Origin of the sequence: Rickettsia montanensis str. OSU 85-930 (assembly GCF_000284175.1) — a bacterium.
In the GTDB taxonomy this organism is placed as follows: Bacteria; Pseudomonadota; Alphaproteobacteria; order Rickettsiales; family Rickettsiaceae; genus Rickettsia; species Rickettsia rickettsii.
Genome location: NC_017043.1, coordinates 162,264 through 185,205 on the forward strand (window position 1 = coordinate 162,264; position 22,942 = coordinate 185,205).

Below are 22,942 nucleotides of genomic sequence, written 5' to 3' on the forward strand. Positions count from 1 at the left end.
CGCTTGCAATGACGACTCAGGTATCCATACGACAAAGCTAAGACTTATTCTGAGAAAAAATATTATTAGCTTTTTCTAGCTCATTTTTAGTATTAACACCAACCATTAAATCATGATCAGTAGATAATAAATATGAAACTTTTTCACCGTGATTTTTACATATTTTTACTATTTCAGTTAAATAAACTTCCTTATGACCGTTAGTATTAGTAGCAAATAAAGGTAAGTATTTATTTAAAATTTCGCTACTGAAAGCCATAATACCTGAATTACAAAGCTTTATGTTTTTCTCTTCTTCGCTTGCATTTTTATGTTCGATTATCTCTAAAAATTCACCATTTTTATCAGTAGCTATTCTTCCATATTGCATCGGATTTGCTCTCTCAAAGCTTAAAGCCACTAATGCAGAATTAGTAAGGCTTAAATAAGCTATTAATTCATGCATAAGTTTTGGAGTAATAAGAGGATGATCAGCGTATAAAACTAATATTGTTTTATTTTTATTAATTAAATCTATTGCTGCATAAGTAGCATGAGCTGTGCCTTTAGGTTCTTCTTGCAGTACAAAGCGACACATATTTTCATAGGGCGTTAAATGTTTTTTAAGTTCTTCTGAATAAACTATAATTACATCATTTGTGACGTTAAGCGAATTCTTTAATACCGTTTCAAGCATTGGAACTCCACCGACTTTATGCATTACTTTCGGTAAATCGGACTCCATTCTAGTACCTTTACCGGCTGCTAAAATAATTATTTGATAATTTGCATCGTTATAAGTCATGGTTCTCCTTGTATTATTTCGTAAACATCATCAGATAACTCATAATTCCCAAAAACTCTTTGCACATCATCGCTTTCTTCTAAAACTTCCACAAGCTTTAGTAATTTTTCAGCTTTTTCCTTATCATCTATAATTATTGTATTTAATGGGATCCAGCCTATATACGAATCTTCAGGTATGCCGTATTTGCCAGTTAAAAATTCTAGAACTTTAGAGAAATTTTCAATATCCGTATAGATTGTATGGGTGGTATCATCGGATATAATATCATTCCCCCCGGCTTCTATGGCTGCCTCTAAAACATCTTCATTAGATGCTATATTTATTGGATACTGAATAACTCCGCAATGGTTGAATAAATAATTGACACTACCGGTTTCGCCTAAACTCCCACCATATTTAGTAAAACTAGAGCGTACTTCTGCAACAGTGCGGTTTTTATTATCGGTTAAAGCTTCAACTATTATAGCAATACCATTCGGTGCATAACCTTCATATCTAATTTCCGTATAATTTTCGGTATTAGAAGAATCATTAGCACTATTAATAGCTTTATCTATTCTTTCTTTAGGGAGATTTTGACTACGTGCGGCGGTTAAAGCATTTCTAAGACGTGGATTATTTTCAGGGTTATTAGAAGAACCGGTTTTAGCTGCAGTAACTATTTCACGAATTAATTTAGTGAAAACTTTTGCTCTTTTTTTATCTTGAGCCCCCTTACGATGCTGAATATTTTTGAACTTTGAATGACCGGCCATATTTATTTCTTTTCTTTCAAAAGTAGTTATACTCTGAAGTAAAATGAAAAGTAATATACGAAGATCAACTTGAAAAAGAGCAAGGAGTCTGCAAACCGAGGAGCGGAGCATATAATAAACACTCAGCATCCGAGGACTTACAAAGACGACGTAGCTAATTTTTCAAGTTCATCGAGTATATTTTTTTCTCCAAAAACGATTAATTAACCTTGTTTTGCTTTAAATCTTTTATTCTTTTTATTTATTACAAAAATTTTGCTTCTTCTTTTAACGATCTGACAATCTTTATCACGTTTTTTTAACGATTTTAATGAGCTAACAACTTTCATAAAATATACTTTTACATTCAATTTGGATTGATAATAAACATTTTTATTTAATCAGTCAATTAGGTTCTGTACTCTTGTAATAGAATAATCATAATTATGGCCATTTTTAGCTGCAAATTATAATCATTAATCAAAAGTGTACAGGACCTAACAATTTAAAGCATTTTTTTTTAAAAAGTACCATATATAACTTTACTCAAGAAACTATAAATGAAATCAAGCAAAATGGAAGAGAATGGAGTTTAAACAAAGCTAATAATCAATGGAAAGCTATAAAAGCAGTATGAGAGCATGCTAAAACATCAGGTATAGATTATTGTAGGTTAATAAGAGGCTAGGAAAATAATAAAGAGGCAGCACAAGGCGATCAGATACTGAAACTTCTTTTAAACAAAGTTAAACAAAATATTGACTTAAGTATAGGTGAGCTGAAGATAGCTAAAATCATAATAGACGAAGCAGATAAAGGAGAATACGGCTTATACACTATTCCAAATAATTATAAAAATAATGAAAATGCAAAACATGCAGCTAACGAACATAAAAAATGGTATGAAAGCGTAATTAAAGATGATGATTTTTCAATGTTACAAGCTTTAAGCTATAGTGTGGATACAAGCTCTATATTGCGAGAAGAAGATCTAATTGATCTATCTGAGGGTGATTCTACTATATCTCCAGAAATGTCAAAGGAACAAAATAATCTTAACGATCAACAACTTGCAGCTTTGGTTCATCAAGCAACTGCTCACACTAACAGAGAGGAAATACCACATATACAATCTTCTACTAGTTCTAATAGAGGAGAGAGCGGTACAGAAGATACTATTTTAGGTATGCAAGCTAAGGATTTAGTAGCATTAATTAATGCCGGAGTGCAAGCTTTAGATGGGACTACTAATCCTCAAGATGCTCAAGGTAGCACTGTTGAAGACTTTGTAATACAAGTAAGTAATCTTTTGCAAGCGACAGGAGACGATATTAATAATTTGTTGGACATGATACCCGATATATTAGGTAATCCTCAAAACACTAATGATGCTGCTTGGGATTTAGATTAAATCCTTACCTCTTAAATGCTATAACTTCCCTTGCTTCATAAGATGAGTTATGGTAGACTAGTTTATCTTATTGTAACTCAAGTTATTTTAGCGTTGCCGGTATGGTTTGGGAATTATGCCAAAATTGTCATTGCAAGCAACTACAAGGAGCGTGGCAATCCAGCAAAACAATAAAAAAATTCTGTAAATCAGAATTTTTTACTGGACTGCTTAGTCAATTACTACGTAATTTTCCTCGCAATGACGTTAAAATCATACTACTCCTATTATTATCCTTTATCCTCTTCTCTAAGCCGGCTATTGCCGATCCTGAAATAGCTGAATCCTTTAAATGTTCAAAACTTTTTCCTTACTTTGAAAAAAAATTTAATATCCCATCTAATACGTTACATTCAATAGCTTTAAAAGAATCGGGAAAAAAACATACAACCCATAAAATTAGAGTAGTATGGCCTTGGACGGTAAATGTTGAAGGAAAAGGCTATTATTTTAACACAAAAAGAGAAGCCATAAGTTTTGTTAGAATAGAGCTTATAAAAGGGCGAGAGAGTATTGATGTCGGATGCATGCAGATTAACTTAAGGCATCATTTAGGGGCTTTTAATTCCCTTGAACAGGCATTTGATCCAAATAATAACATTCGTTACGGTGCAGAATTTTTGCGTTCAAAATATGATCAACTAAGGAGTTGGCACAAGGCGATAGCTCATTATCATTCGGCTACACATTCTTTAGGGTTTAAATATAAACAAGACGTAGTTAAAATAGCAAATAATATGGCTCTTTATAAAGCATCCTTACATAGTTATCTAAATAATAATGAAGGAGCTTTAGAAGATACAATTCCAGTAAATAATAACAAGGTTCAAAAAAAATCACTTTTTAGTGGCAATAAAAGATACAGAAGTAGTATTATGATACCGGTTCCTGCTAAGATTAATTAATTCTATGAATATTAAATTAATTACATGTTTTTTAATATTAGTCAGTGCGGTAAAAGTAAATGCCGATTTTAACAATATTCAAGATAATTTTTATCAGGAAGAGCAACTAACAACAGGATTACCTTGGAGCGATTGTACCGAAATTCATAAATTATTAGAGGAAAAATTATCTTTTTCAGAACAACAAATAAAAAAAGAAAATAAAATTCATGAGAAATATAAACAATTTTATTTAAAACATAATAATCCTACTAATTTTTCTATGCAATTTCTTGAGAAAAAATCTGAGACTAGTGGAGTAGAAACTTTAATATCAGGTTTTTTAAAATTTTGTGAAGATAATTTTCAAACTAGTAAAAGTAAATCTAATTCCCTAAATTATTATATTAAAAAACAACAAGACCAATTGTTTAATGATATAAGAAATGAGAATTACAAAATATATTATAGAAAAAAATACGAAGATAATATCTTTAGAAATAATTAATTAAGGCAACTATATATCTTGTATAACCTAAATTGTTTCGATATAATAATTTTATATAAAATTGTGTTAGTATAGTTAAGTGTTAGATTTTAAAAGTGTTGTTGATTTATTCGAAAGATTACCTACTGAACAAAAGTGCATAGATTATTTTACTGATATACGTTGGGCTAACGGAGCTTATTGTCCGTATTACGGCAACCAAAAGATTTTTCATTATGCGGATGGAACGAATCACAAATGTTCGGCATGTAAAAAGCGTTTTAGCATCAAAGTCGACACAATTTTTGAAAATAGTAAGATTTCTTTAAAGAAATGGTTTACAGCAATTTTGCAAGTTACTACGCCAAAAAAAAGTTTATCATCGTTACAGTTTTCAAGAGATATTAATGTTACCCAAAAAACTGCATGGTTTATGCTTCGTAGGATTAGAGAAGTGACTAAACTAGAAAGTTTTAGTATTCCTTTAAAAAGCACTGTAGAAATAGATGAGACGTATATTGGTGGTAAAGAAAAGAACAAACATCAAAATAAAAAAACTAAAGGTACACAAGGTCGTAGCACAAAGACAAAAACCGTTGTAATCGGCATGATATAGAGAAACGGTAACGCTAAGGCTCAAGTTATAACAAAGGTTAATTCAAAGACCATAGAAAAAATTGCAATAATAAATAATATTCTAATAGGGTCAGCTATTTTATCTGATGAATGGGGAGCTTACAAGGTATTAGAAAAGTTATATAATCATGAATATATAAATCACGACTTAGGTAAATATATAAGAGAGTCTGTGTCCACAAACACGATAGAAAGCCTTTGGGCGGTGTTTAAGCGTGGTATAGTCGTATCTTATTCTATTAGCAAAAAACACATAGAGAGATATTTAGGTGCAACCATAAAAACTATAATGTAAGCAATATGTTTAATGCTATACTTTTTAAATACAGGTAATTATTTATCTTATAAAGCCTTGGTAGGTCGGTATGAAACTCAAAGTAGTTAAAAACGGAGAATTATCTTTTAACGAGGCTTTAGCAATGATAGGTCAAGCTCCGTTAAAAATTAATTCTCCAGAGGTTGAAGAAGACGAAATCCCTAAACCATTTATAAAATGGGCAGGAGAAAAAGAAGCCTTATCAAAGAGTTGTGCTTACGCTTACCTGCCAGTTACAATAATTATTATGAGCCTTTTATAGGAGGAGGAGCACTTTTTTTGCACTCGTTCCAGACAAAGCTATTATATCAGATATAAACTTAGATTTGATTATTATATACAAGGCAGTTAAGGATGAGGCTCGAGCATTAATTGAGCTATTAGCTAAGCATAAAGCTAATCACTCTCAAGATTATTACTATGCTGTTAGAAAGAACGCAAATAGCGATAACCCTATTGAAATAGCAACACGTTTCATATACCTTAACAAGACTTGTTATAATGGTCTTTATAGAGTAAATAGCAAAGGAGAGTGCAATGTCCCGATGGGAGCTTATATGAATCCTAATATTCTTGATAAGGATAACATACTTGCGTGTAGTAAAGCTTTACAAAATGCTGAAATAATATATCAGGATTTCAGCCTAAAGATTTTGTTTATATAGACCCACCATATCAACCTATTAATAATACTTCATTTACAAAATATACAAAGCTTGGCTTTACAGAGGCAGATCAGGTTAAGCTTTATGAAAAATGCAGAGCATTAAATAAGAAAGGTGTATATTTTATGCTTTCAAATTCAGATAGCGATTTTATAAAGAACTTATACAAGTCTTTTAGTATAGATATAGTAAATGCACCAAGAAGCATAAATTGCAAATCCGACAGTAGGCAAGGCGCTAATGAAGTTTTAATAAGAAATTATTAGTACAATGGTAAAACAAATTGCAATTTTACAAGCTAATAAAACTGGAAATGAACTTGAGATTTTTATACATGATCGACTAAAAAGAGAATGGTATTGTTTTGTACCTAACAAAAGATTTAGTGCAGCTAGGATCCTTAAGCAGCCTATTTATACTAGACAGTTTGAAGTTGGCAAAAATATTTATGATACTAAATGGAAATGCGATTTTATATTATATCATCCAGAACGTCACCCCAATTGCCTAGTTATAGAATCTAAGTGACAACAAGCAGGAGTATTGGTTGATGAAAAATATCCTTATCTTGTGCTAAACATAAAAAAACAAGGATATTTATGATACTATAATAATAATTGATGGTGATGGATATAAAAAAGAAGCCTTGAAATGGCTCAAGGATCAAGTTGGCAGTAATTTAATAGAAGTGTTTAGTATGTCTGAATTTACATCTTGGGTAAATAAAAAGAAAATATAGGTTATACAAGTATATAATTCCCTTAATTTATTTCAGTACTTGATTCATATATTATTTAATTTATATTAACTGTAATAATATACAGGGTTATTTATGTTAAAGAAATTTATATAAAGTTTCTAGTAATGATAAACAACTAAAACCTGTCTACTTAGAGCATTTGGATCTAACTTCGGATTTAAATCCTGCAGAAAAAAGCCTGTTGAGTTTAGAACCTTTATCGCCTAATAATAACAATACGAAACCTGTAGTTGTAGATGTTCAGGAGAATTTTGAAGGGCTAGATAGAGTTAAAGGGGATGATATTCGCACTGCAAGACAGAGAGAACTTGTTCCAAATAGTTTGCTAAGAGATTTTTTAGGGGGTTTTATTTCTCGACCGCCACCAACAATTTTAGGAGAAAAAATTCAAGATAGGAGAGGATTATATATTCAACAGACTAAAGCTAAAAAATCACCGAAATAATACAGTAGAGGGGATAAGTAACAGCTTATTTATCAAGCATGCAGCTAATGATATAATAAGTCGATTAGGGATGATTGATAAGGATTTTTCGGATATTCTAGAAATATCGGCTAAATGCGGTTATCTTACGAGCTTACTAAAAAATGCTTATCGAAGTGCCGATATCACCGTAACAGATATGTCGCCTTTATTGCTTGATTCTTTTGAGCATAATCATAAATTATTAATCGATGATGAAGATTTAGAATTGCCAAAAGACTCTTTTGATTTAATTATTTATTCATTAGGGTTACACTGGATAAATGATGTACAACGCTTTTTATCTAATATAAGAATGTTTTTAAAGTCTGACGGTATTTTTATCGGTAATTTTGTCGGAGGAAATAGCTTAAAGAATTTACGTAAATCCTTAATAGATGCCGAAATAGCAAGCGATTTTAAGCACTCTCCTCATATTGCTCCTTTTATTCATTTTGATCATGTTCCGATTTTATTTTCGCAAGCAAGATTTGCCGAAGTAATTGTTGACTATGAAAATATAGAGCTAAAATTTGATAATCCTTTAGCTTTAATGAGAGAAATAAAAAATATAGGTGAGGCAAATTCACTAGATACTAGTCATAATTACGCTATTTCTAAAAAGATGTTTTCTTTACTACAAAATTATACAAACGGCTTTGAAGATAATATTAATTTAATTAGTTTTATTGCTTCACCAAATAAGAATAGTACAAGATTAAAGTTGTTATAAAGATGATAGTGATGTATTTTTAGCAGTATTACGTCATTGCGAGGAAATTATGTAAGGAATTGACGAAGCAATCTCAGGATATTTGACAAGATTGCCACGCAGCCTATGGCTGCTCGCAATGACGATCCAACAATTTATTAAGGTCAAACAAATATGCAAGAATTTGATTTAGTAGTAATAGGTAGCGGTCCAGCCGGTTATACAGGCAGTATTAGGGCTGCTCAGCTTGGTATGAAAGTAGCGTGTATTGAGAAAAGCGATACTCTTGGCGGCACTTGTTTAAATATAGGATGCATACCATCGAAAGTTTTACTTAATTCTTCTGAAAAATACGAAGAAGCTCTAAAACATTTTGAGAATATAGGTATTACTGCAGATGTAAAACTAGACTTACAAAAAATGCTAGCTAATAAAGATAAAGTAGTTCTTGATCTTACAAAAGGTATAGAAAGTCTATTTGCCAAAAACAAAGTTACTAGGATAAAGGGTGAAGCTAAAATTATCTCTAGTAATATCGTTGAAGTAAATAAAGAGCAAATTAAAGCCAAAAATATCCTAATTACTACAGGTTCCAGCTTCATAGAAATACCGAATATCAAAATAGACGAAGAATTTATTGTTTCATCTACCGGTGCTTTGAAACTTTCTAAAGTACCTGAGAACTTAATAGTAGTCGGCGGAGGGTATATAGGCTTAGAACTTGGTTCAGTTTGGCGTCGTTTGGGAGCTAAAGTAACGGTTATTGAGTATGCACCGAGCATTGTACCTATGCTTGATAAAGAAATTGCTACACAATTTATGAAACTACAGCAAAAACAAGGTATAGAGTTTAAACTGAATACTAAAGTGCTATCTGCTGAAGTAAAGTCAGGAAAAGTAAATCTGACAATAGAGGAGGGCGGTAAGAGTTCGGTAGTAACAAGCGATGTTGTGTTGATGGCGGTGGGCAGAAAAGCCTATACGCAAAATCTAGGACTTGAGTCTGTCGGTATTATTACGGATAAGCAAGGTAGCATTGAGATTAATAACCGGTTCCAAACAGCAATTTCAAATATTTACGCAGTCGGTGATGTGGTAAAAGGAGCTATGCTTGCTCATAAAGCCGAGGAAGAGGCTGTAGCTGCCGTGGAAATTATGGCAGGGCAGGCAGGACATGTTAACTATAACTTAATTCCAAGCGTAATATATACTTATCCTGAAGTAGCAAGCGTCGGTGAAACGGAAGAACAGCTAAAAGAAAAAGGCATTAATTATAAAGTCGGTAAGTTTCCGTTTTTAGCAAATAGTAGAGCAAGAACAATCGGTAGTACGGCAGGGATGGTTAAGATCCTTGCCGATAGTAAAACCGATAGGGTTTTAGGAGCTCATATTATAGGAGCTGATGCAGGTACATTAATTGCCGCGCTTACGGCTTATATGGAGTTCGGAGCAGCTTCAGAAGATATAGCAAGAACCTGCTACGCTCACCCAACTTTAAGCGAGGCTATAAAAGAGGCAGCGCTTAGTATAGATAAGAGGACTATTAATATGTGATATATTTCTACGTCATTGCGAGGCAAAACTGTAAGTTTTGACGAAGCAATCTCAGGAGTCCTGCTTTATGAGATTGCCACGCTCCTTGCAGTCGCGGCGTTGTTACATGGCTTAAAAAACCAGTTTGGTGTCATACCGTGGCTTGACCACGGTATCCAGTAAAACCACTAAAAATACTAATAATATTAGTATTTTTAACTAGATCCCACGAACAAGTCACGGGATGACAGAGATGAAGCGAACCATGCCACAAGGCCTTCAGTCGCTCGCAATGACGAATTTAAGAATATTTATGACCAAACAAGAGCTGCGTCTTTATTTCAAAGAATTTTTAATAAAAAACCAAGATAAGATTAATTCCGATTTAGTCAAAAACTCTCTAATCAATAAAATTAACCGGTTATTACAGGAGTTAAAAGTAAAGACAGTAGGACTTTACTTTCCTCTAAAATACGAAATTAACTTACTTGAAATAACAAACTTACATCCTGAAATACGATTCTTCCTACCGAAAATCATAAAAAATGAGATAAAATATTGTCCTTATCATTATAACAATCAATTGGCTTTAGGGGCTTTTAAAACCTATGAACCTATAAATAATGATTTTTTTATTCCTGAGTTAGTTATTATCCCAGGACTTGCGTTTAGTAAGGAGGGTTATAGACTTGGATACGGCAAAGGACATTTTGACCGATATCTTAATAATAACCGAAATATATTAACCGCCGGAGTTTGTTTAAAAGAACAATTAATAGATAGTTTTCTGATTGAATCTCATGATCGTAAGCTTAAATTTATGATTTCGGTATAATAACCTTAATTTTTTAACTTTTTTTATTGCATAAAATATTATATTTACATATCATTACTACAAAAATCAACTTAGGGTAAAATGGTTGATATAATAAAAAAAATTGTTGTATTGATCGGTGTACCTTTTGCTTTTTTTTTGCACAAGCAGTTGGAGATTAGCTAGAAACAGGACAAATATCCGGCGATACTCAGACTGGAGATATTTGCTTTCAATTAGCATTAGTAGGAGTAGGGACACTTATCATAGATCAGGCATTTAGTAACTTGCCTGATGATGTATACAACAGTTATTTGATTTATAGCTTTTGCCTTATAAGTTATTACACAAACTTATTATTTCATCTTTATATTTTTGTTTGTGTAAATATTCGCTTTTTAAATTTAGATTTTTAAAATCCTTGTGATTCAATGGCGGGTATTTACTAAGCTTTATTAAATCTTCATCTGAAATAAAATGCTTACGAGGAATATTTATAGTTTGTGCATTCTCTTCACGATAAGCTGCAAACATTTGAATTTTGTGATTAAAACTCTTATCATCACTTCTATGTTTTATTTTTTTCCAAGCATCTTGCGGCTCAACCTTATAATTTCTAACATCTAATAAAGAACTAAGAGTAGTTTGATATTTATTAGTTAAATTATTTCTAATAATTATATTATTTAACTCTTTATATATCTTATACAAATACTCCACGTCTAACATTGCATAATTTAACATATCACTAGTAATAGGGCGTTTTAGCCAGTTAGATTTTTGGTGGGTTTTATCGATAGTAATACCGATTAGCTTATAGCAAAGGTCATCATAGCTTAGCTGTTTACCGAATCCGCAAATATTTGCTGCAATTTGTATATCAAAAACATTAGCAGGTAGTATTTTAAATAAATTATAGAAAATCTCTAAATCTTCACGAGGAGCATGAAATATTTTAGTAATATTATTATCTGCAAGCAGCTTATTAAAAATATTCAGATCTAAATTGCTTAATGCATCAATTATTCCGCAATATTCTTCTGCTTTAACTTGAATTATACTAAGCTGAGCATAATAAGTATAGCGACGCTCAAATTCCGTATCTATGCTTAAGCATGCCTTATTTGCTAACCGGTTACAAAATTCTTCTAATGTTTTTTGATTATCGATAATTTGCATAGAAGCTATTTATAAAGCTCCGATAATTTTTAAGAAAAGATTAGTATGAGATAACGACAGAACAACTTCAAGACCGATTAAAATAATAATAATCCACTCAAGTTTGGTGGAATGTTTATAATTAAGATCGTTTGAAAGAATGTCTAAAAGCTCGTGAATCATATTAAGACGATGATTCATTATATTTTGCCGTATTTCTATGTCTTGAAACTCTGCCGTCATGAGATATAGAGGCTCATAACTCGGACGACGCCAAAAGAATTCCGGAGTATCGAATATATCGCTATGCAAACTGATTGAATAACGCTCGTTAAATAATATACCTATTTGCTGTAATATCTCCTTTTTAGAAAGCGATACGCTACCGGTTCTAGCTAGCTCCTGTTGTATAGGGGTTGTCTGAACAATCAAGTTACTAACAGATTGCTCAAGAACGCTAAGTTTAACCGATTGTGCAAGAGCATGGGAAATAGAAAGTTTAACAAAAACTGATTTATCTGCTAAGATTATTTTATTTTTTTCTTCATCAATAAATGTTTTCTTGACTTCCATATTATATTCAAAATAAATATAATCGGATACCGGCTCTTTAAGCTTATTTACTGGTACTAAATCAGTATCGCTTAAAACTATTTTTTCTTGAATTTCATCGCCGCCCCAAATAGTTACACAACCAAATGGAAAGAAAAATATCTCTATAAAATCAGAATCTTTATTTATCTCTTTCCGAATATATAAAACATCGTCAAAATGTTGAGGTTCAAGACCAATCTTTTTTAAATTAGTAACTAGATCACTCATCTTATATTCGGAAGAAGTACAGTAAGATGAACATCTCATGATTATTAAGTTTAATTTATATAAATTTAGAGTATAGTAGTTAGGAACCTATAAAGTCAATAATATTATAATTATGTATGAAATATTAAGTAATAGAGAAGTTATCAAAATAATAGGTTTCGATTCCGTAAAGTTCCTACAAAATCTCATTACTAACGATATTTGTAAGAGTATAGTCAATTCAGTTGAATTCGGATACAAGGAGCGAGGAGCGAAGCCTATAATGATAGGCGAGACGACGAGTAACGCAGTAGGCGAGTCCAAATCAATTGACTATAATTATTGCTATACTTATTTGCTTAATAATCAAGGAAGATATTTATTTGATTTTTTCGTGTATGTTCATAACCCTGAGGCAATTTACCTTGATACTGATAAAAGTAATAAAGCTGCTTTGATAGAGTATTTAAACTTCTATAAATTTCGCTCAAAAATACAAGTAATAGATTGTAGTGACGAATATAAAGTTATCTACTCACTTCAAAAATTAGATATAGACTCGCTAATTACGGTTCGTGATCCCCGTTATGCTAAGCTTGGTTTCCGCTCAATAAATAAGCTCGATGTCATACCGCGGCTTGACCGTGGTATCCAGAAAATAATTAAAAAAGACTGGACCCCGTGGTCAAGCCACGGGGTGACAGAGGGGGAAACGCCCCCCTCAACAACATCTCCCCGCGAAAGCGGGAATCCAATATACCTGGAAGATAAATATAATTTTGCAATAATAGATGGTGTAGAAGATTTAATCACAGGTAAATCTATCCCAAATATGTATGGTGCTGAGGAGTTAAATGCAATTAGTTTTGATAAAGGTTGTTATGTCGGGCAGGAAGTGATTTCAAGGGCTAAATATCAAGGAGTTATAAGAAGAAAGATATATAAAATTACAGCAGATGAAGATTTATCTTCATTAGTTAAAGATGAAGAAATACTCGCAGATAACAATAAAATCGGCGTAATATGCTCAAGTTATCACAATAAAGCAATCGCCTTAATCAGAGAAGAAAAATATCTTGCCGATAAAAAAGCTAATGTTACTGTTAAAGGGATTAAAATAAACTTATCTCTCGCACCTTGGTATTAAATAATAGTTAATTTTTTTAATAATTACTTGACATTATTTCATGGTATTTTTTATAAAAAATTAATATAAATTGGAGATTTTTATGTATACACCTTTTCAATTATTAACTTCAGGCAACATACAATTAATACCGGCTATATTAAACGGAACTAATGTTAATAATGTTAACAATAAACTTAATATTTTTGCAGCTCTTTGTAGTTTAATACCTCCACAATAAGATCAGAATGTTAAAAATGTTTTAGAAAATACTGCTGTACAGATATTAAACAAAATGATCCTCATCCCTGACACTAATTGGGATAAGAAAGATACAAACGGTAATACTATACTTGAATGGGGTATTTAGAGTAATAGCTCCAATGTTATTGATGTATTTCATCACAACCCTGCACTTATGGCAAAATTTGTTTCAACTGAGAAAGCACAAATTCATAATTTTTTCCGTGTTGCTATGGAGTCGCATATTTCTGATGATTTCCGTAAGACACAAATTGAAAAATTTACACAATTAGGTTTAGATATTAATGATCTTGGTCAAGATAATCATATTGCTTTATATTCTACAATACATACTTAAATAAATATCAGCTTATTACTAATAATCCGAGTAATCAAAATATAAGTTTATTTCAAACTCAAATGGATAAATATTATAAAATAATTGAGAATCTAGTTAAATTTGGTGCTAATCCTTCGCTTGAAGCAAATAATATATTAAATTTATTAGCTACCGGTACTTTACAAATACAAAATACAATATCTAAATGTCCGATAACGGTAATAAATATTTAGCTCAAGCAGGTTTTAAAATTTTAATAATGAATGTAAAGGAATTAGTAGAAAAAACATTAGGAAATTGTAACCTTTAAAATTCTACTGGAGGTAATAAGATTGCTACGCTTGGTAATATAATATGGTCTATTAAACAAGATATTTCAAAAGCATCCGGTCAAGAAAAAACATTGTTAATCAACAATTTTAAAGAACTGAAATCTTTAGCTGAGCCTATAATAGAAAAAATAGTAAAACAGCAAGGATTTAATCCTAACATTATGGATCAATTGAATTCTAATGCAATAGCATGGTTCAGTGAATTTGGAGCCGAATTCTTAGAAAAATGCATAAAAAATACGCATACAAAACCTGATGTAAATTTCTGGTAAAACACCACTTGATTGATATAGCGATTATAACGCTACTAAAATCGTAGAAACTTTAATAAAAATGGCGGTAATGTAAATCTTCAGTGTACTCAAGATGCAGCTACTCCTAGCCATAGATTATTTTTAAATAATTCAAAAGTTAATGCTAGCAACCCAAAACTTCCAACTCTAAAAGCATTATTAAATAAAGAAAACAAGCCGCCGTTTGATCCAAGTATCAAGATGGTGGGTAATAAAACTGCAGCAGATGTATTAGAAGAGAAAAAAACAGCTATAGTTGATTACAATGATTGTCATAATGCACTTGATGAGTACACAACTTGGTATAATAACGATTATACTGTAGCATCATTAGGTCAGGCAGTAGAAGAGTTTAATCTTTATTAATAAAAATGAGTCTTGTATGTCATTCTTAGCTAAAAGCGGCCTTATTGCATGGCTCGTTTATGTCATGCCCGCAGAAGCAGGAATTCAGCATAAAGCAAGATAAAGCAAGCTTTAAAAAAATCTTTTAAAAAGTTTTGAAGTACTGAATTCCCGCCTACGCGGGAATGACATCGAGTCTTATGACACCCATGTGTATTCGTAGGCATAACATACTTTTTTAACTCCACAAAAATATTGTTTGCTTCTTTTTTTATCTTTATTATTATTTGCATAGAAAATCCCTATAACTTAACTCTATGCCAAATATAGATCTCCTTATTTTTACTAGCTTTTTAGCGATTAATTTGCTAGTTGGATTTCTAAATATAAAAAATATTCGCGAATATGCGATAGGAACAAGGAATTTTTCTACAGGTACAATAGTCGCAACTAACAAAGTTCGTATTCTTACGTCGATAGTTAGTATATTAATGTCTATAGGTAGGATTGCTATGCAATTCCACGTAGCAAGTTTAATATTACAGCTATTCTTTAACATTTCAAATTTTTACATAGATTTATGTATTGCCACTGTAATAATAAGCTATTCTGCTTTTGGCGGTGTAAAATCGGTTACTTTTACCAAAGCCGTACAGTTTTTTACTTATAGTGCAATTATTCCGGTAATGGGAATTGTCGTATGGAATGTTTTTAGCGATCCGCATATAGTTATAGACTCAAATGTACAAACTCGTCTTACTGATTTACAAGGATTGTTTCACTATACTAGTCCTAAATTTTGGATTTCTTTAAATATTTTTATATATTTTGCGATTCCGTCACTTGGTCCTTCAATTTTTCAAAGAATATTGATGGCAAAAGACACAAGGCAAATATCACGCACATTTTTTATTTCGGCAGTTATTTGTCTTTGTTTATCCGTTTTATTCATTTGGATTGCAATATGTAAGAAATTATATCTAAACGGCAAAATCTTAAATAATAATAAATGCTATCAGCTATTGTAGTGAGGGAATAATAAAAATTGATCTACACATGCAAGAAAATCATATCTTGTTTAGTATAAAAGACAATGGAATAGGAGCACTGAAAGAGGAATTGCAGAGTATATTTGGTGTATTTGTCGTAAGCTCTAAAACACGTACACCGGCAGGATGTGGAGGAGTAGGACTTGCATTATGTAAGAAAGTAATAGAACTGCACGCCGGAAAAATTTGGGCAGAAAATGATAAACAGGGAAAGACTACTTTTATTTTTACGATGCCTTTGTAATTGAAAATGTCATTCCGTTGATCACAGGAATCCAGTACTTTTTGCTGTCATACCGTGGGCCCCGCCACGGTATCCAAAAAACAATTTATAACACGCATTTTTTAATATTTTTACCGGATACCGTGGCGGGGCCACGGTATGACATTATTATGAAAAAAATTATTTTTAATAAACAACGAGATTTTATATCAATTATAGCACCGGCGTCAAGCTGTCCAGATGCACAAGATAAATTGAAGGAAGCTATTAAAATACTAGCGTTGCATGGTTTTAAAACTTTAGTAGATGATAAGATTTTTTCAGGTGATGAATTGCCTTTTTTCGCTGCTTCTAAAGAGGAAAGGTTGAGAATGTTTAAAGAAGCTATGGAAAATGAACAGGTTAAAATAATTTGGGCTTTTCGCGGCGGATATGGATGCAGTGAATTTGTAGAAGATTGTTTTAATATAGAACAAAAAGGGGATAAAGTCCTGATAGGCTATAGCGATATTACCGTTTTGCATTTATTACTAAATAACCATTATAATATCCCAACTATTCACGGTTCAGTGTTAACTTCGTTACTACCGCCTACTAATCAGGATATTATGCCTATAATAAATGTTCTTAAAGGAGAAAAGAGTGAAATACAACTTATACCTATAAAGAAAATGAGTGAGGAAAATATAACAGGTACAATAACAGGCGGAAATTTAACGGTTTTAACTAAATTGATTAGTACTGGTTTGCAAATTCATTCTCATTCCTATGCTTCTTTATGTCATTCCTACGGAAGCGGGAATCCAGAAAAAATAATACTGGATCCCCGTTTTCACGGGGATGACAATAAAATTCTATTGCTTGAAGACGTTAACGAAAAAGCCTATGCCGTGCATCGTAATCTAGTTCAACTAAAAAATACCGGTATATTTGAATGCATAAAGGCAATAATCTTTGGTGATTTTACTAAAGGAGATGAGTTTGTAGAACAAGCTATAAAAAGTTTTTGTTTAAATCATATTCAAAATATTGGAACTTATAAAGCAGCAGGAATAGGGCATGGAGGAGTAAATCATCCGGTTATTATGAATCATGAAGTAACTATAAACAGTAATGTTTTAAGTTTTACTAGCCCTTTTGAAATAGTAGAAAACAAATGACAAATTTTATCAGAATAGGTACAAGAAAAAGTCCACTTGCTTTAATACACACTAATTTAGTTATTCAGCAAATCAAACAATTTTTTCCTGATATTAATTGTGAAATAGTGCCGATTATTACTAGCGGGGATTTAATCCAAAATAAACCATTATACGATATAGGCGGTAAAGCTTTATTTTTAAAGGAAATAGAGCAAGCCTTGCTTGATAAAAAAATTGACTTAGCTGTTCATTCTTTAAAAGATGTACCGGGTATAATACCTGAACCGCTAGTAATAGCTGCTGTTTTAGAGCGTGAAGACCCCAGAGATGTTTTTGTTTGTCTAAAATATAAATCTATAGAAGAACTGCCGCAAAATGCCGTAATAGGTAGCTCGGCAGTGCGAAGAAAAGCATTTATCCAAAAAATAAGACCGGATTTAAAGGTAACGGTTTTTAGAGGGAATGTTGATTCAAGAATAAAAAAGCTAATGACCGGCGAAGTTGACGCAACAATTTTAGCATATACAGGTCTTAAAAGGTTAGAGGCGTTTAATCCGGAGTATTGCCATTTGATAGAGTATTCACAGATGTTACCGTGTATAGGGCAGGGAGTCATTGCAGTTGAGATTAGAAAAGACGATAATGCTATGCTTGAGATATGCAACCAAATTAATCATCTCCCCACTTTTGAACTAATAAAACCCGAAAGAGCATTTTTAGAGTATCTAGATGCTAATTGCCGCACCCCGATTGCTGCTTATTCACAATATCTAGATACAGATCCTAGACATCTTTCCAAACTCGCTTATAGGGAGGCATTTGCAGGAAACACGGAAGCACTTGCCACCAAAGCGTACAAAAGCGATAGCACAGATGCGAGTACCGGATTGACGTACAAATTACCCCTAGAAGTAGAACTTGGGAAGATGTCTAATATACAAACCGATTTTATGCTCGGTAACCTTGACGGCAGTAAAATAACTTTCCATACCGAAACTACCAATATAAAAACTTCAACAGAAGCAGGCATAAAAGCCGCTAAAATGATGTTGGAAACTATCTGTAAATAAATTTTAATCGATAATTTAATTCTTTTTTACTGCAAATTATAAGATTTTTTTGAAATATGAATAACATCCTATCAAAAATCTTATCAATTTTTGCTAAAAAAGCTCTTTACTTGCTAATTACAATTTATTTACAGATAACCTCTTAAATCAACTAGACAAATAGATATTTAGGGAATATACTCCTAAAATATCCGATATTTAGGGAATATACTCCTAAAATATCTAAATTTGTAAGATATTATCATGACAATACAAAGATTTTTAGACTTAGAATTACCAAAAGGACAGTCCTGTTTTTTGTGGGGAGCACGTAAAACTGGTAAGTCAACATATCTGAAACAACGTTTTCCGGATAGTTTATATATAGATTTATTACAAGCTGATATCTATAAAGTTTACTTTCAAAATCCTGAACGTTTAAGAGAAGAGCTTAAGTCAAAAGACGGCATCTCAACTATTATTATTGATGAGGTGCAAAAAATTCCCTTACTGTTAGATGAGGTTCATTATTTAATAGAATCTAATAAATCTTTACAATTTATCCTTTGCGGCTCCAGTGCTAGGCGCTTAAAATCAACAGGTAGCAATTTACTTGGAGGAAGAGCTTGGAGATATATGTTTTTGCCGCTATGCTATTCTGAGATAAAAGAGCTTGATTGGCATAAAATTTTTAATCATGGACTAATACCTGATCATTATATTGCATCAAAAAAGATTCATAAATATCTTGCGTCCTATTTATATGACTATATTTTACCTGAAGTACAGTTTGAAGCAAATTTAAGAAAACGCGAAGCATTTGCAAGGTTTCTAGAGATTATAGGTATTTCAAACGGTGAGATGATAAATTATAGTAATATAGCAAGAGATTGCGGTGTTGATGCAAAAACCGTTAGAACATATCTTGAAATATTAGAAGATATGTATTTAGGATATCATCTTTATCCGTATAGATCACGTAGTAAAAGGCAAATTATTACAGAAATGCCTAAATTTTACCTTTTCGATACCGCACTTAGCAATTACCTAAGGAAATATGAATATCAGGAAATGATAGGGTTTGATGCTGGTAAATCTTGTGAGCATTATGTATTCTTAGAATTAATAGCTTATAAATATTTAAACGACAAAAGAGATGAGTTATTTTATTGGCGTACTAAAGAAGGATATGAGGTTGATTTTATATTTCAAAATAATGCATTTGAAGTTAAAATTGCTTCTTCTATACAAAAAAATCATTTAAAAGGTCTATTAGAATTTAGTAAAGATAGTAATTTTAAATTACATGTTATATCCTTTGAAAAAACAAAACGTATAATTAATTTAGAAAATAAAAAAATTACCATTTGGCCTATTCAAGAATTTTTAGATACTCTTTGGAATAATGAAATATGGCGATAAAATAATTAATAAATTTTTTCTTAAATTTTAATTTAAAACTAAACAGTATGGTTTATTACCCATATAAATATATGGACATTTAGTATAGAGCTAAGTATTATTAAATTAATCGATTAAAGGCTAACAATGCATTCTTCTTTTGAATTGGATGAAGAAAAAAATAAAATTAATATTGGTAAGCATAACGTAAGCTTTTATGAAGCTCAAAAAGCTTTTCTAGATATCAAAAGGATCACCCTTCAAGGTGTAGACCATAGTATTATACTATAAACTGAGCTGGCGGATAGGGTGGGATTCGAACCCACGATACGGTTGCCCGTACGCCAGTTTTCAAGACTAGTGCCTTAAACCACTCGGCCACCTATCCAAGGAGATTCATACCAAATAATCTTATATATTTCAAGGGAAATCTTGCAATATATGAATTTAAATTACAAATCCGAATTGTTCTTTCACTTCGTTAACCGTTTCAGAAGCTCTAATTCTTGCTTTTGCTGCTCCTTTGTGCAATATTTTTAATAAATATTCTTTATCATTCATTAATTCTAAATATTTATCACGTATCGGTTGTAGATTTGTAATAATAATTTCTGCCAAATCTTCTTTAAATTTTGCGAAACCTTGGTTTTGATAATTACCGATTATTTTTTCCAAGCTTTCTTCGGATAAACTGCTATAAATATCTAATAAATTACTAATTTCCGGTCTTGTTTCTTTATCATAGCTAACAAAACTTAAATGATCAGTTTTGGCTTTTTTTATTTTTTGATGAATAAGATCGTTATCGTCTTTTAAATTGATACGGGAAAAATCCGAAATATCAGATTTACTCATTTTCTTTAATCCATCCCGTAAGCTCATGATTCTTGTACCTGTTTCACTAATTAAAACCTCAGGAACTTTTAGAATTTCTTTGTTAAATTTTCTATTTATTACCCCTGCAATATCTCTTGTTAGCTCTAAATGCTGCTTCTGATCCTCACCTACAGGCACTATATCGGCTTTATATATTAAGATATCCGCTGCCATAAGTACCGGATAGGAAAATAACCCAAGACAAGCCTTTTCTTGATCGCTACCTGCTTTATCTTTAAATTGCGTCATGCGCTTTAACCATCCAAGCGGTGTAACGCAATTTAATAGCCAAGCAAGTTCAGTATGCTCTTTCACCATACTTTGGACAAAAATCGTTACTTTGTCGGGGTTAAGCCCTGCTGCTAAATAAACAGCAAGCACCTCCATAATTGAATTGTTAAGTTCTGATGGCTTAATATCAACCGTGATAGCATGCAAATCTGCTAAGAAGAAAAAACAATTATATTCTTCCTGCATTTTAACCCAGTTTTTAATTGCACCAAGATAGTTACCGAGATGTAAAGAACCGGTTGCTTGCACACCGGAAAGAACAGTTTTTTTCATTTAATACCTTTTTATTTTACTCATTGTAAAATTATGTTATAAGTACCATTTTAATTAATATAATTATCTTAATAATTATGCTGTGGCGTTTAAGAATTTTATCATTTTACGGATTATTATCGTTATTTACATTTATTTTTTTTCTTATATGTTACATACCCGTAACATTTTGCAATGTCAACTATCAAATAAGATATAGAATTGCCATTATCTTTTCTTATGCTTTTGTGTGGCTTGCAAAAATTTGTTGCGGTTTAAAATATGAAGTAGAGGGACTTGAGAAATTACCGAAGATTACTTCAATAGTCGTGTCTAATCACCAATCCTTTTGGGATCAAATGTTTATGCAACTGATTATTCCTAAACATTCTTGGGTATTAAAGCGTGAATTATTTAATATACCCCTGCTTGGTTGGGGACTTCGGATGGTTAAACCTATTGCGGTTGACCGTGGTACTAATAGCTCGGTTGCTCAGATTTTAAGAGAAGGTCAGGAAAAAATAAAGGAAGGATTATGGTTAATAATATTTCCGGAATCAACTAAAGTTCCGCCTGATAGAACGGTAAAATTTAAACCAAGTGCCGTAAAGCTTGCTTCAATTACTAAAGTTCCAATTGTGATGATGGCTCATAATGCCGGTTTATTTTGGCCTAGAGGTTTTTGGTTTAAGCAACCTGGAACTATAAAGATAAAGATTATAGGTGTAATAGAAAAAGAAGAAATAGAGCAAACAGACGTACGTATACTTAATGACAAGGTTGAGCAAATTATTAACAGTGAAAAGCAAAAATTATTAAATTAATATTAGGTTTTAAAAATAATTAGTATTATCATAAAATTACAACTTAGTTCTTATGGAGGTATTTATGGTAAGTACAGCACCGTTAAAATTAATTGCGGTTATCGATAGTAGACAAATGATGCTCTACGACGCTCAAGGAGTTAAAATTACTACTAATACACCTTTAAAATTATCTTTGGATTTAGAGGAGCATCACCACCATAGAGAAAAAAGACAAAGCCTTTACCAAAATAAATCTACACCGGCTTCGTTGTTTGAGCCGCATACTTCGCTAAAAGATATAGAACATAAAGAGGCAGCAAGGAGCGTCATTAAACATTTAGAGAAAGTAACTACTGCTGATCAAGCTAAATATAAGGAATTGATTATTGTAGCAGAACCGCAAATGCTTGGATGTGTTAGACAAGAACTTAAAAACGGTCTAAAAAAGATGATTACTAAAGAAATTGCTAAGGATTTAGTGCAACATAGCGTAGATGCAGTGGAGCGAGCAGTATTTTCTTAGATAATCTTTATATGTCATTCCCGCGAAAGCTGGAATCCAGTAAAACCTATAAAAAACTTGTTTTTTAGGCTTATTTTGTCAATAATCTGTAATTTTTATACTAGTATTAAGGTGATTTTTTCTAGACTCCCGCTTTCGCGGGAATGATATGGAAGTCGTACAACAAGGTTTTTAGTCGCTTGCAATGATGATATAAATTAGGTGCCTAATTTATTAAACATTTCTTTTGTATTATTTGAGATAGTGAAACCAATTTGCTTATCTGTACCCTCAAAAGTTTTTATAGTCTTTTCATTAGGAATCTTAATATGTGGTTTGAAGGACAAACCGCCGCTATTTATACATTGATTTAGGAATATCCTCATGGCTTCTGACATAGTCATCCCCATTTGCTTAAATATTTTCTTCTGCTTCAATTTTTATATCTGCTGAAACACGTAATCTAATATCT

The 22,942-nt window shown here is 31.8% G+C and carries 30 protein-coding genes, 1 tRNA gene and 5 pseudogenes; 27 read left to right on the plus strand and 9 right to left on the minus strand.

Annotated elements, in window-relative coordinates; genetic code table 11:
* Positions 1–37 precede the first annotated feature (37 nt).
* The 3 genes from MCI_RS00855 to ykgO all read right to left on the minus strand — a co-directional run bounded on the left by MCI_RS00855 (position 38) and on the right by ykgO (position 1,871).
* Positions 38–784: a sugar phosphate nucleotidyltransferase gene (locus MCI_RS00855; RefSeq protein ID WP_014409262.1), complete on the minus strand. Its 747-nt coding sequence runs from the start codon at positions 782–784 to the stop codon at positions 38–40.
* Entirely contained in the window at positions 781–1,542 is a 762-nt protein-coding gene (locus tag MCI_RS00860) for a YebC/PmpR family DNA-binding transcriptional regulator (RefSeq protein ID WP_014409263.1), read from the minus strand. The genes MCI_RS00855 and MCI_RS00860 overlap by 4 nt, the downstream gene beginning before the upstream one ends.
* 203 nt (positions 1,543–1,745) lie before the next feature.
* Positions 1,746–1,871: a type B 50S ribosomal protein L36 gene (gene ykgO, locus MCI_RS00865; RefSeq protein ID WP_008579439.1), complete on the minus strand. Its 126-nt coding sequence runs from the start codon at positions 1,869–1,871 to the stop codon at positions 1,746–1,748.
* A gap of 584 nt (positions 1,872–2,455) precedes the next feature.
* Between ykgO and MCI_RS00870 the strand changes: the two genes are divergently transcribed.
* The 13 genes and pseudogenes from MCI_RS00870 (at position 2,456) to MCI_RS09325 (ending at position 10,657) form a co-directional block, all read left to right on the plus strand.
* Positions 2,456–2,932 carry a hypothetical protein gene (locus MCI_RS00870; protein WP_014409264.1) on the plus strand — a complete coding sequence of 159 codons (477 nt, stop codon included), beginning with the start codon at positions 2,456–2,458 and terminating at the stop codon, positions 2,930–2,932.
* Between the two features lie 101 nt (positions 2,933–3,033).
* Positions 3,034–3,876: a lytic transglycosylase domain-containing protein gene (locus MCI_RS00875; RefSeq protein ID WP_014409265.1), complete on the plus strand. Its 843-nt coding sequence runs from the start codon at positions 3,034–3,036 to the stop codon at positions 3,874–3,876.
* A 4-nt stretch (positions 3,877–3,880) separates the two neighbouring features.
* On the plus strand, positions 3,881–4,363 hold the full coding sequence (locus MCI_RS00880; RefSeq protein ID WP_014409266.1) for a DUF2532 domain-containing protein: 483 nt from the start codon (positions 3,881–3,883) through the stop codon (positions 4,361–4,363).
* A 79-nt stretch (positions 4,364–4,442) separates the two neighbouring features.
* A pseudogene (locus MCI_RS09315) lies at positions 4,443–5,273 on the plus strand (IS1595 family transposase).
* 70 nt (positions 5,274–5,343) lie between these two features.
* Positions 5,344–5,556, plus strand: a complete 213-nt coding sequence (locus MCI_RS08300; protein WP_014409268.1) for a hypothetical protein — start codon at positions 5,344–5,346, stop codon at positions 5,554–5,556.
* A pseudogene (locus tag MCI_RS09320) lies at positions 5,472–6,225 on the plus strand (DNA adenine methylase). Before MCI_RS08300 ends, MCI_RS09320 begins: the two are co-directional and overlap by 85 nt.
* Positions 6,226–6,229: 4 nt before the next feature.
* Positions 6,230–6,487, plus strand: coding sequence for a PD-(D/E)XK nuclease superfamily protein (locus MCI_RS00900; RefSeq protein ID WP_014409271.1), 258 nt, complete (start codon positions 6,230–6,232; stop codon positions 6,485–6,487).
* 118 nt (positions 6,488–6,605) lie between these two features.
* The gene (locus MCI_RS10425; protein WP_331370609.1) at positions 6,606–6,698 is read left to right on the plus strand and encodes a hypothetical protein; all 93 of its coding nucleotides are present in this window, start codon (positions 6,606–6,608) and stop codon (positions 6,696–6,698) included.
* Between the two features lie 160 nt (positions 6,699–6,858).
* The gene (locus tag MCI_RS00905) at positions 6,859–7,164 is read left to right on the plus strand and encodes a hypothetical protein (protein WP_014409272.1); all 306 of its coding nucleotides are present in this window, start codon (positions 6,859–6,861) and stop codon (positions 7,162–7,164) included.
* A gap of 70 nt (positions 7,165–7,234) precedes the next feature.
* Positions 7,235–7,915 (plus strand): methyltransferase domain-containing protein, encoded by a 681-nt coding sequence (locus tag MCI_RS00910; RefSeq protein WP_014409273.1) that lies wholly within the window; start codon positions 7,235–7,237, stop codon positions 7,913–7,915.
* A gap of 153 nt (positions 7,916–8,068) precedes the next feature.
* Entirely contained in the window at positions 8,069–9,448 is a 1,380-nt protein-coding gene (lpdA, locus tag MCI_RS00915) for a dihydrolipoyl dehydrogenase (protein ID WP_014409274.1), read from the plus strand.
* 292 nt (positions 9,449–9,740) lie between these two features.
* A complete protein-coding gene (locus tag MCI_RS00920) occupies positions 9,741–10,262 on the plus strand; it encodes a 5-formyltetrahydrofolate cyclo-ligase (RefSeq protein WP_014409275.1) in 522 nt (173 codons plus the stop codon).
* A gap of 111 nt (positions 10,263–10,373) precedes the next feature.
* A pseudogene (locus MCI_RS09325) lies at positions 10,374–10,657 on the plus strand (hypothetical protein).
* On the opposite strand, the gene MCI_RS00925 reads toward MCI_RS09325, so the two are convergent.
* On the minus strand, positions 10,575–11,420 hold the full coding sequence (locus tag MCI_RS00925) for a ribonuclease D (RefSeq protein ID WP_014409276.1): 846 nt from the start codon (positions 11,418–11,420) through the stop codon (positions 10,575–10,577). The pseudogene MCI_RS09325 and the gene MCI_RS00925 overlap by 83 nt on opposite strands.
* Positions 11,421–11,429: 9 nt before the next feature.
* Positions 11,430–12,221 carry an RMD1 family protein gene (locus MCI_RS00930; RefSeq protein WP_014409277.1) on the minus strand — a complete coding sequence of 264 codons (792 nt, stop codon included), beginning with the start codon at positions 12,219–12,221 and terminating at the stop codon, positions 11,430–11,432.
* Between the two features lie 112 nt (positions 12,222–12,333).
* Between MCI_RS00930 and MCI_RS00935 the strand changes: the two genes are divergently transcribed.
* From MCI_RS00935 to MCI_RS09335, 5 genes and pseudogenes are all read left to right on the plus strand, one after another.
* Positions 12,334–13,347 (plus strand): YgfZ/GcvT domain-containing protein, encoded by a 1,014-nt coding sequence (locus MCI_RS00935; RefSeq protein WP_014409278.1) that lies wholly within the window; start codon positions 12,334–12,336, stop codon positions 13,345–13,347.
* 82 nt (positions 13,348–13,429) lie between these two features.
* On the plus strand, positions 13,430–13,567 hold the full coding sequence (locus tag MCI_RS08795) for a hypothetical protein (protein WP_014409279.1): 138 nt from the start codon (positions 13,430–13,432) through the stop codon (positions 13,565–13,567).
* Positions 13,568–13,621: 54 nt separating this feature from the next.
* Positions 13,622–13,927 (plus strand): annotated as a pseudogene (locus MCI_RS08310) (hypothetical protein).
* Between the two features lie 62 nt (positions 13,928–13,989).
* Complete coding sequence (locus tag MCI_RS09330) at positions 13,990–14,142, plus strand: hypothetical protein (protein ID WP_232202677.1); 153 nt, start codon at positions 13,990–13,992, stop codon at positions 14,140–14,142.
* 170 nt (positions 14,143–14,312) lie between these two features.
* The gene (locus MCI_RS09335) at positions 14,313–14,513 is read left to right on the plus strand and encodes a hypothetical protein (protein ID WP_232202678.1); all 201 of its coding nucleotides are present in this window, start codon (positions 14,313–14,315) and stop codon (positions 14,511–14,513) included.
* Between the two features lie 89 nt (positions 14,514–14,602).
* Here MCI_RS09335 and MCI_RS10200 read toward each other — a convergent pair whose 3' ends face one another.
* Positions 14,603–14,734 (minus strand): hypothetical protein, encoded by a 132-nt coding sequence (locus tag MCI_RS10200; protein ID WP_269479127.1) that lies wholly within the window; start codon positions 14,732–14,734, stop codon positions 14,603–14,605.
* Between the two features lies 1 nt (position 14,735).
* Here MCI_RS10200 and MCI_RS08315 point away from each other — a divergent pair, with 1 nt between their 5' ends.
* The 7 genes and pseudogenes from MCI_RS08315 to MCI_RS07170 all read left to right on the plus strand — a co-directional run bounded on the left by MCI_RS08315 (position 14,736) and on the right by MCI_RS07170 (position 20,034).
* Entirely contained in the window at positions 14,736–14,900 is a 165-nt protein-coding gene (locus tag MCI_RS08315) for a hypothetical protein (RefSeq protein WP_156794955.1), read from the plus strand.
* A gap of 296 nt (positions 14,901–15,196) precedes the next feature.
* Positions 15,197–15,895, plus strand: a pseudogene (locus MCI_RS00955) (sodium:solute symporter family transporter); the annotation flags it as partial.
* Between the two features lie 40 nt (positions 15,896–15,935).
* Entirely contained in the window at positions 15,936–16,172 is a 237-nt protein-coding gene (locus tag MCI_RS00960; RefSeq protein ID WP_041404090.1) for a sensor histidine kinase, read from the plus strand.
* A 149-nt stretch (positions 16,173–16,321) separates the two neighbouring features.
* Positions 16,322–17,311, plus strand: a complete 990-nt coding sequence (locus MCI_RS00965; protein ID WP_014409282.1) for an LD-carboxypeptidase — start codon at positions 16,322–16,324, stop codon at positions 17,309–17,311.
* Positions 17,308–18,363: a hydroxymethylbilane synthase gene (hemC, locus tag MCI_RS00970; RefSeq protein WP_014409283.1), complete on the plus strand. Its 1,056-nt coding sequence runs from the start codon at positions 17,308–17,310 to the stop codon at positions 18,361–18,363. Before MCI_RS00965 ends, hemC begins: the two co-directional genes overlap by 4 nt.
* Before the next feature lie 243 nt (positions 18,364–18,606).
* Positions 18,607–19,764, plus strand: coding sequence for an ATP-binding protein (locus MCI_RS10605; RefSeq protein WP_014409284.1), 1,158 nt, complete (start codon positions 18,607–18,609; stop codon positions 19,762–19,764).
* A 126-nt stretch (positions 19,765–19,890) separates the two neighbouring features.
* Entirely contained in the window at positions 19,891–20,034 is a 144-nt protein-coding gene (locus MCI_RS07170) for a BrnT family toxin (RefSeq protein ID WP_014409285.1), read from the plus strand.
* Between the two features lie 7 nt (positions 20,035–20,041).
* On the opposite strand, the gene MCI_RS00980 is transcribed toward MCI_RS07170, so the two are convergent.
* Positions 20,042–20,131, minus strand: a tRNA-Ser gene (locus tag MCI_RS00980).
* A 59-nt stretch (positions 20,132–20,190) separates the two neighbouring features.
* Entirely contained in the window at positions 20,191–21,183 is a 993-nt protein-coding gene (gene trpS, locus MCI_RS00985; protein WP_014409286.1) for a tryptophan--tRNA ligase, read from the minus strand.
* A gap of 77 nt (positions 21,184–21,260) precedes the next feature.
* Here trpS and MCI_RS00990 point away from each other — a divergent pair, with 77 nt between their 5' ends.
* Together MCI_RS00990 and MCI_RS00995 are read left to right on the plus strand one after the other, a co-directional pair.
* A complete protein-coding gene (locus MCI_RS00990) occupies positions 21,261–21,986 on the plus strand; it encodes a lysophospholipid acyltransferase family protein (protein WP_014409287.1) in 726 nt (241 codons plus the stop codon).
* Positions 21,987–22,050: 64 nt separating this feature from the next.
* Positions 22,051–22,491, plus strand: a complete 441-nt coding sequence (locus tag MCI_RS00995; protein ID WP_014409288.1) for a host attachment protein — start codon at positions 22,051–22,053, stop codon at positions 22,489–22,491.
* Between the two features lie 197 nt (positions 22,492–22,688).
* On the opposite strand, the gene MCI_RS01000 is transcribed toward MCI_RS00995, so the two are convergent.
* A complete protein-coding gene (locus MCI_RS01000) occupies positions 22,689–22,856 on the minus strand; it encodes a type II toxin-antitoxin system RelB/DinJ family antitoxin (RefSeq protein ID WP_083837151.1) in 168 nt (55 codons plus the stop codon).
* Positions 22,857–22,942: the final 86 nt, after the last annotated feature.

Excerpts from the sequence above, each read along its gene's own strand:
- MCI_RS00855 (WP_014409262.1), bottom strand. The coding sequence starts at position 784 with ATGACTTATAACGATGCAAATTATCAAATAATTATTTTAGCAGCCGGT.
- MCI_RS00860 (WP_014409263.1), bottom strand. The coding sequence starts at position 1,542 with ATGGCCGGTCATTCAAAGTTCAAAAATATTCAGCATCGTAAGGGGGCT.
- ykgO (WP_008579439.1), bottom strand. The coding sequence starts at position 1,871 with ATGAAAGTTGTTAGCTCATTAAAATCGTTAAAAAAACGTGATAAAGAT.
- MCI_RS00870 (WP_014409264.1), top strand. The coding sequence starts at position 2,456 with ATGTTACAAGCTTTAAGCTATAGTGTGGATACAAGCTCTATATTGCGA.
- MCI_RS00875 (WP_014409265.1), top strand. The coding sequence starts at position 3,034 with ATGGTTTGGGAATTATGCCAAAATTGTCATTGCAAGCAACTACAAGGA.
- MCI_RS00880 (WP_014409266.1), top strand. The coding sequence starts at position 3,881 with ATGAATATTAAATTAATTACATGTTTTTTAATATTAGTCAGTGCGGTA.
- MCI_RS08300 (WP_014409268.1), top strand. The coding sequence starts at position 5,344 with ATGAAACTCAAAGTAGTTAAAAACGGAGAATTATCTTTTAACGAGGCT.
- MCI_RS00900 (WP_014409271.1), top strand. The coding sequence starts at position 6,230 with ATGGTAAAACAAATTGCAATTTTACAAGCTAATAAAACTGGAAATGAA.
- MCI_RS00910 (WP_014409273.1), top strand. The coding sequence starts at position 7,235 with ATGATTGATAAGGATTTTTCGGATATTCTAGAAATATCGGCTAAATGC.
- lpdA (WP_014409274.1), top strand. The coding sequence starts at position 8,069 with ATGCAAGAATTTGATTTAGTAGTAATAGGTAGCGGTCCAGCCGGTTAT.
- MCI_RS00920 (WP_014409275.1), top strand. The coding sequence starts at position 9,741 with ATGACCAAACAAGAGCTGCGTCTTTATTTCAAAGAATTTTTAATAAAA.
- MCI_RS00925 (WP_014409276.1), bottom strand. The coding sequence starts at position 11,420 with ATGCAAATTATCGATAATCAAAAAACATTAGAAGAATTTTGTAACCGG.
- MCI_RS00930 (WP_014409277.1), bottom strand. The coding sequence starts at position 12,221 with ATGAGTGATCTAGTTACTAATTTAAAAAAGATTGGTCTTGAACCTCAA.
- MCI_RS00935 (WP_014409278.1), top strand. The coding sequence starts at position 12,334 with ATGTATGAAATATTAAGTAATAGAGAAGTTATCAAAATAATAGGTTTC.
- MCI_RS08795 (WP_014409279.1), top strand. The coding sequence starts at position 13,430 with ATGTATACACCTTTTCAATTATTAACTTCAGGCAACATACAATTAATA.
- MCI_RS09330 (WP_232202677.1), top strand. The coding sequence starts at position 13,990 with ATGGATAAATATTATAAAATAATTGAGAATCTAGTTAAATTTGGTGCT.
- MCI_RS08315 (WP_156794955.1), top strand. The coding sequence starts at position 14,736 with ATGGTGGGTAATAAAACTGCAGCAGATGTATTAGAAGAGAAAAAAACA.
- MCI_RS00960 (WP_041404090.1), top strand. The coding sequence starts at position 15,936 with ATGCAAGAAAATCATATCTTGTTTAGTATAAAAGACAATGGAATAGGA.
- MCI_RS00965 (WP_014409282.1), top strand. The coding sequence starts at position 16,322 with ATGAAAAAAATTATTTTTAATAAACAACGAGATTTTATATCAATTATA.
- hemC (WP_014409283.1), top strand. The coding sequence starts at position 17,308 with ATGACAAATTTTATCAGAATAGGTACAAGAAAAAGTCCACTTGCTTTA.
- MCI_RS10605 (WP_014409284.1), top strand. The coding sequence starts at position 18,607 with ATGACAATACAAAGATTTTTAGACTTAGAATTACCAAAAGGACAGTCC.
- MCI_RS07170 (WP_014409285.1), top strand. The coding sequence starts at position 19,891 with ATGCATTCTTCTTTTGAATTGGATGAAGAAAAAAATAAAATTAATATT.
- trpS (WP_014409286.1), bottom strand. The coding sequence starts at position 21,183 with ATGAAAAAAACTGTTCTTTCCGGTGTGCAAGCAACCGGTTCTTTACAT.
- MCI_RS00990 (WP_014409287.1), top strand. The coding sequence starts at position 21,261 with ATGCTGTGGCGTTTAAGAATTTTATCATTTTACGGATTATTATCGTTA.
- MCI_RS00995 (WP_014409288.1), top strand. The coding sequence starts at position 22,051 with ATGGTAAGTACAGCACCGTTAAAATTAATTGCGGTTATCGATAGTAGA.
- MCI_RS01000 (WP_083837151.1), bottom strand. The coding sequence starts at position 22,856 with ATGAGGATATTCCTAAATCAATGTATAAATAGCGGCGGTTTGTCCTTC.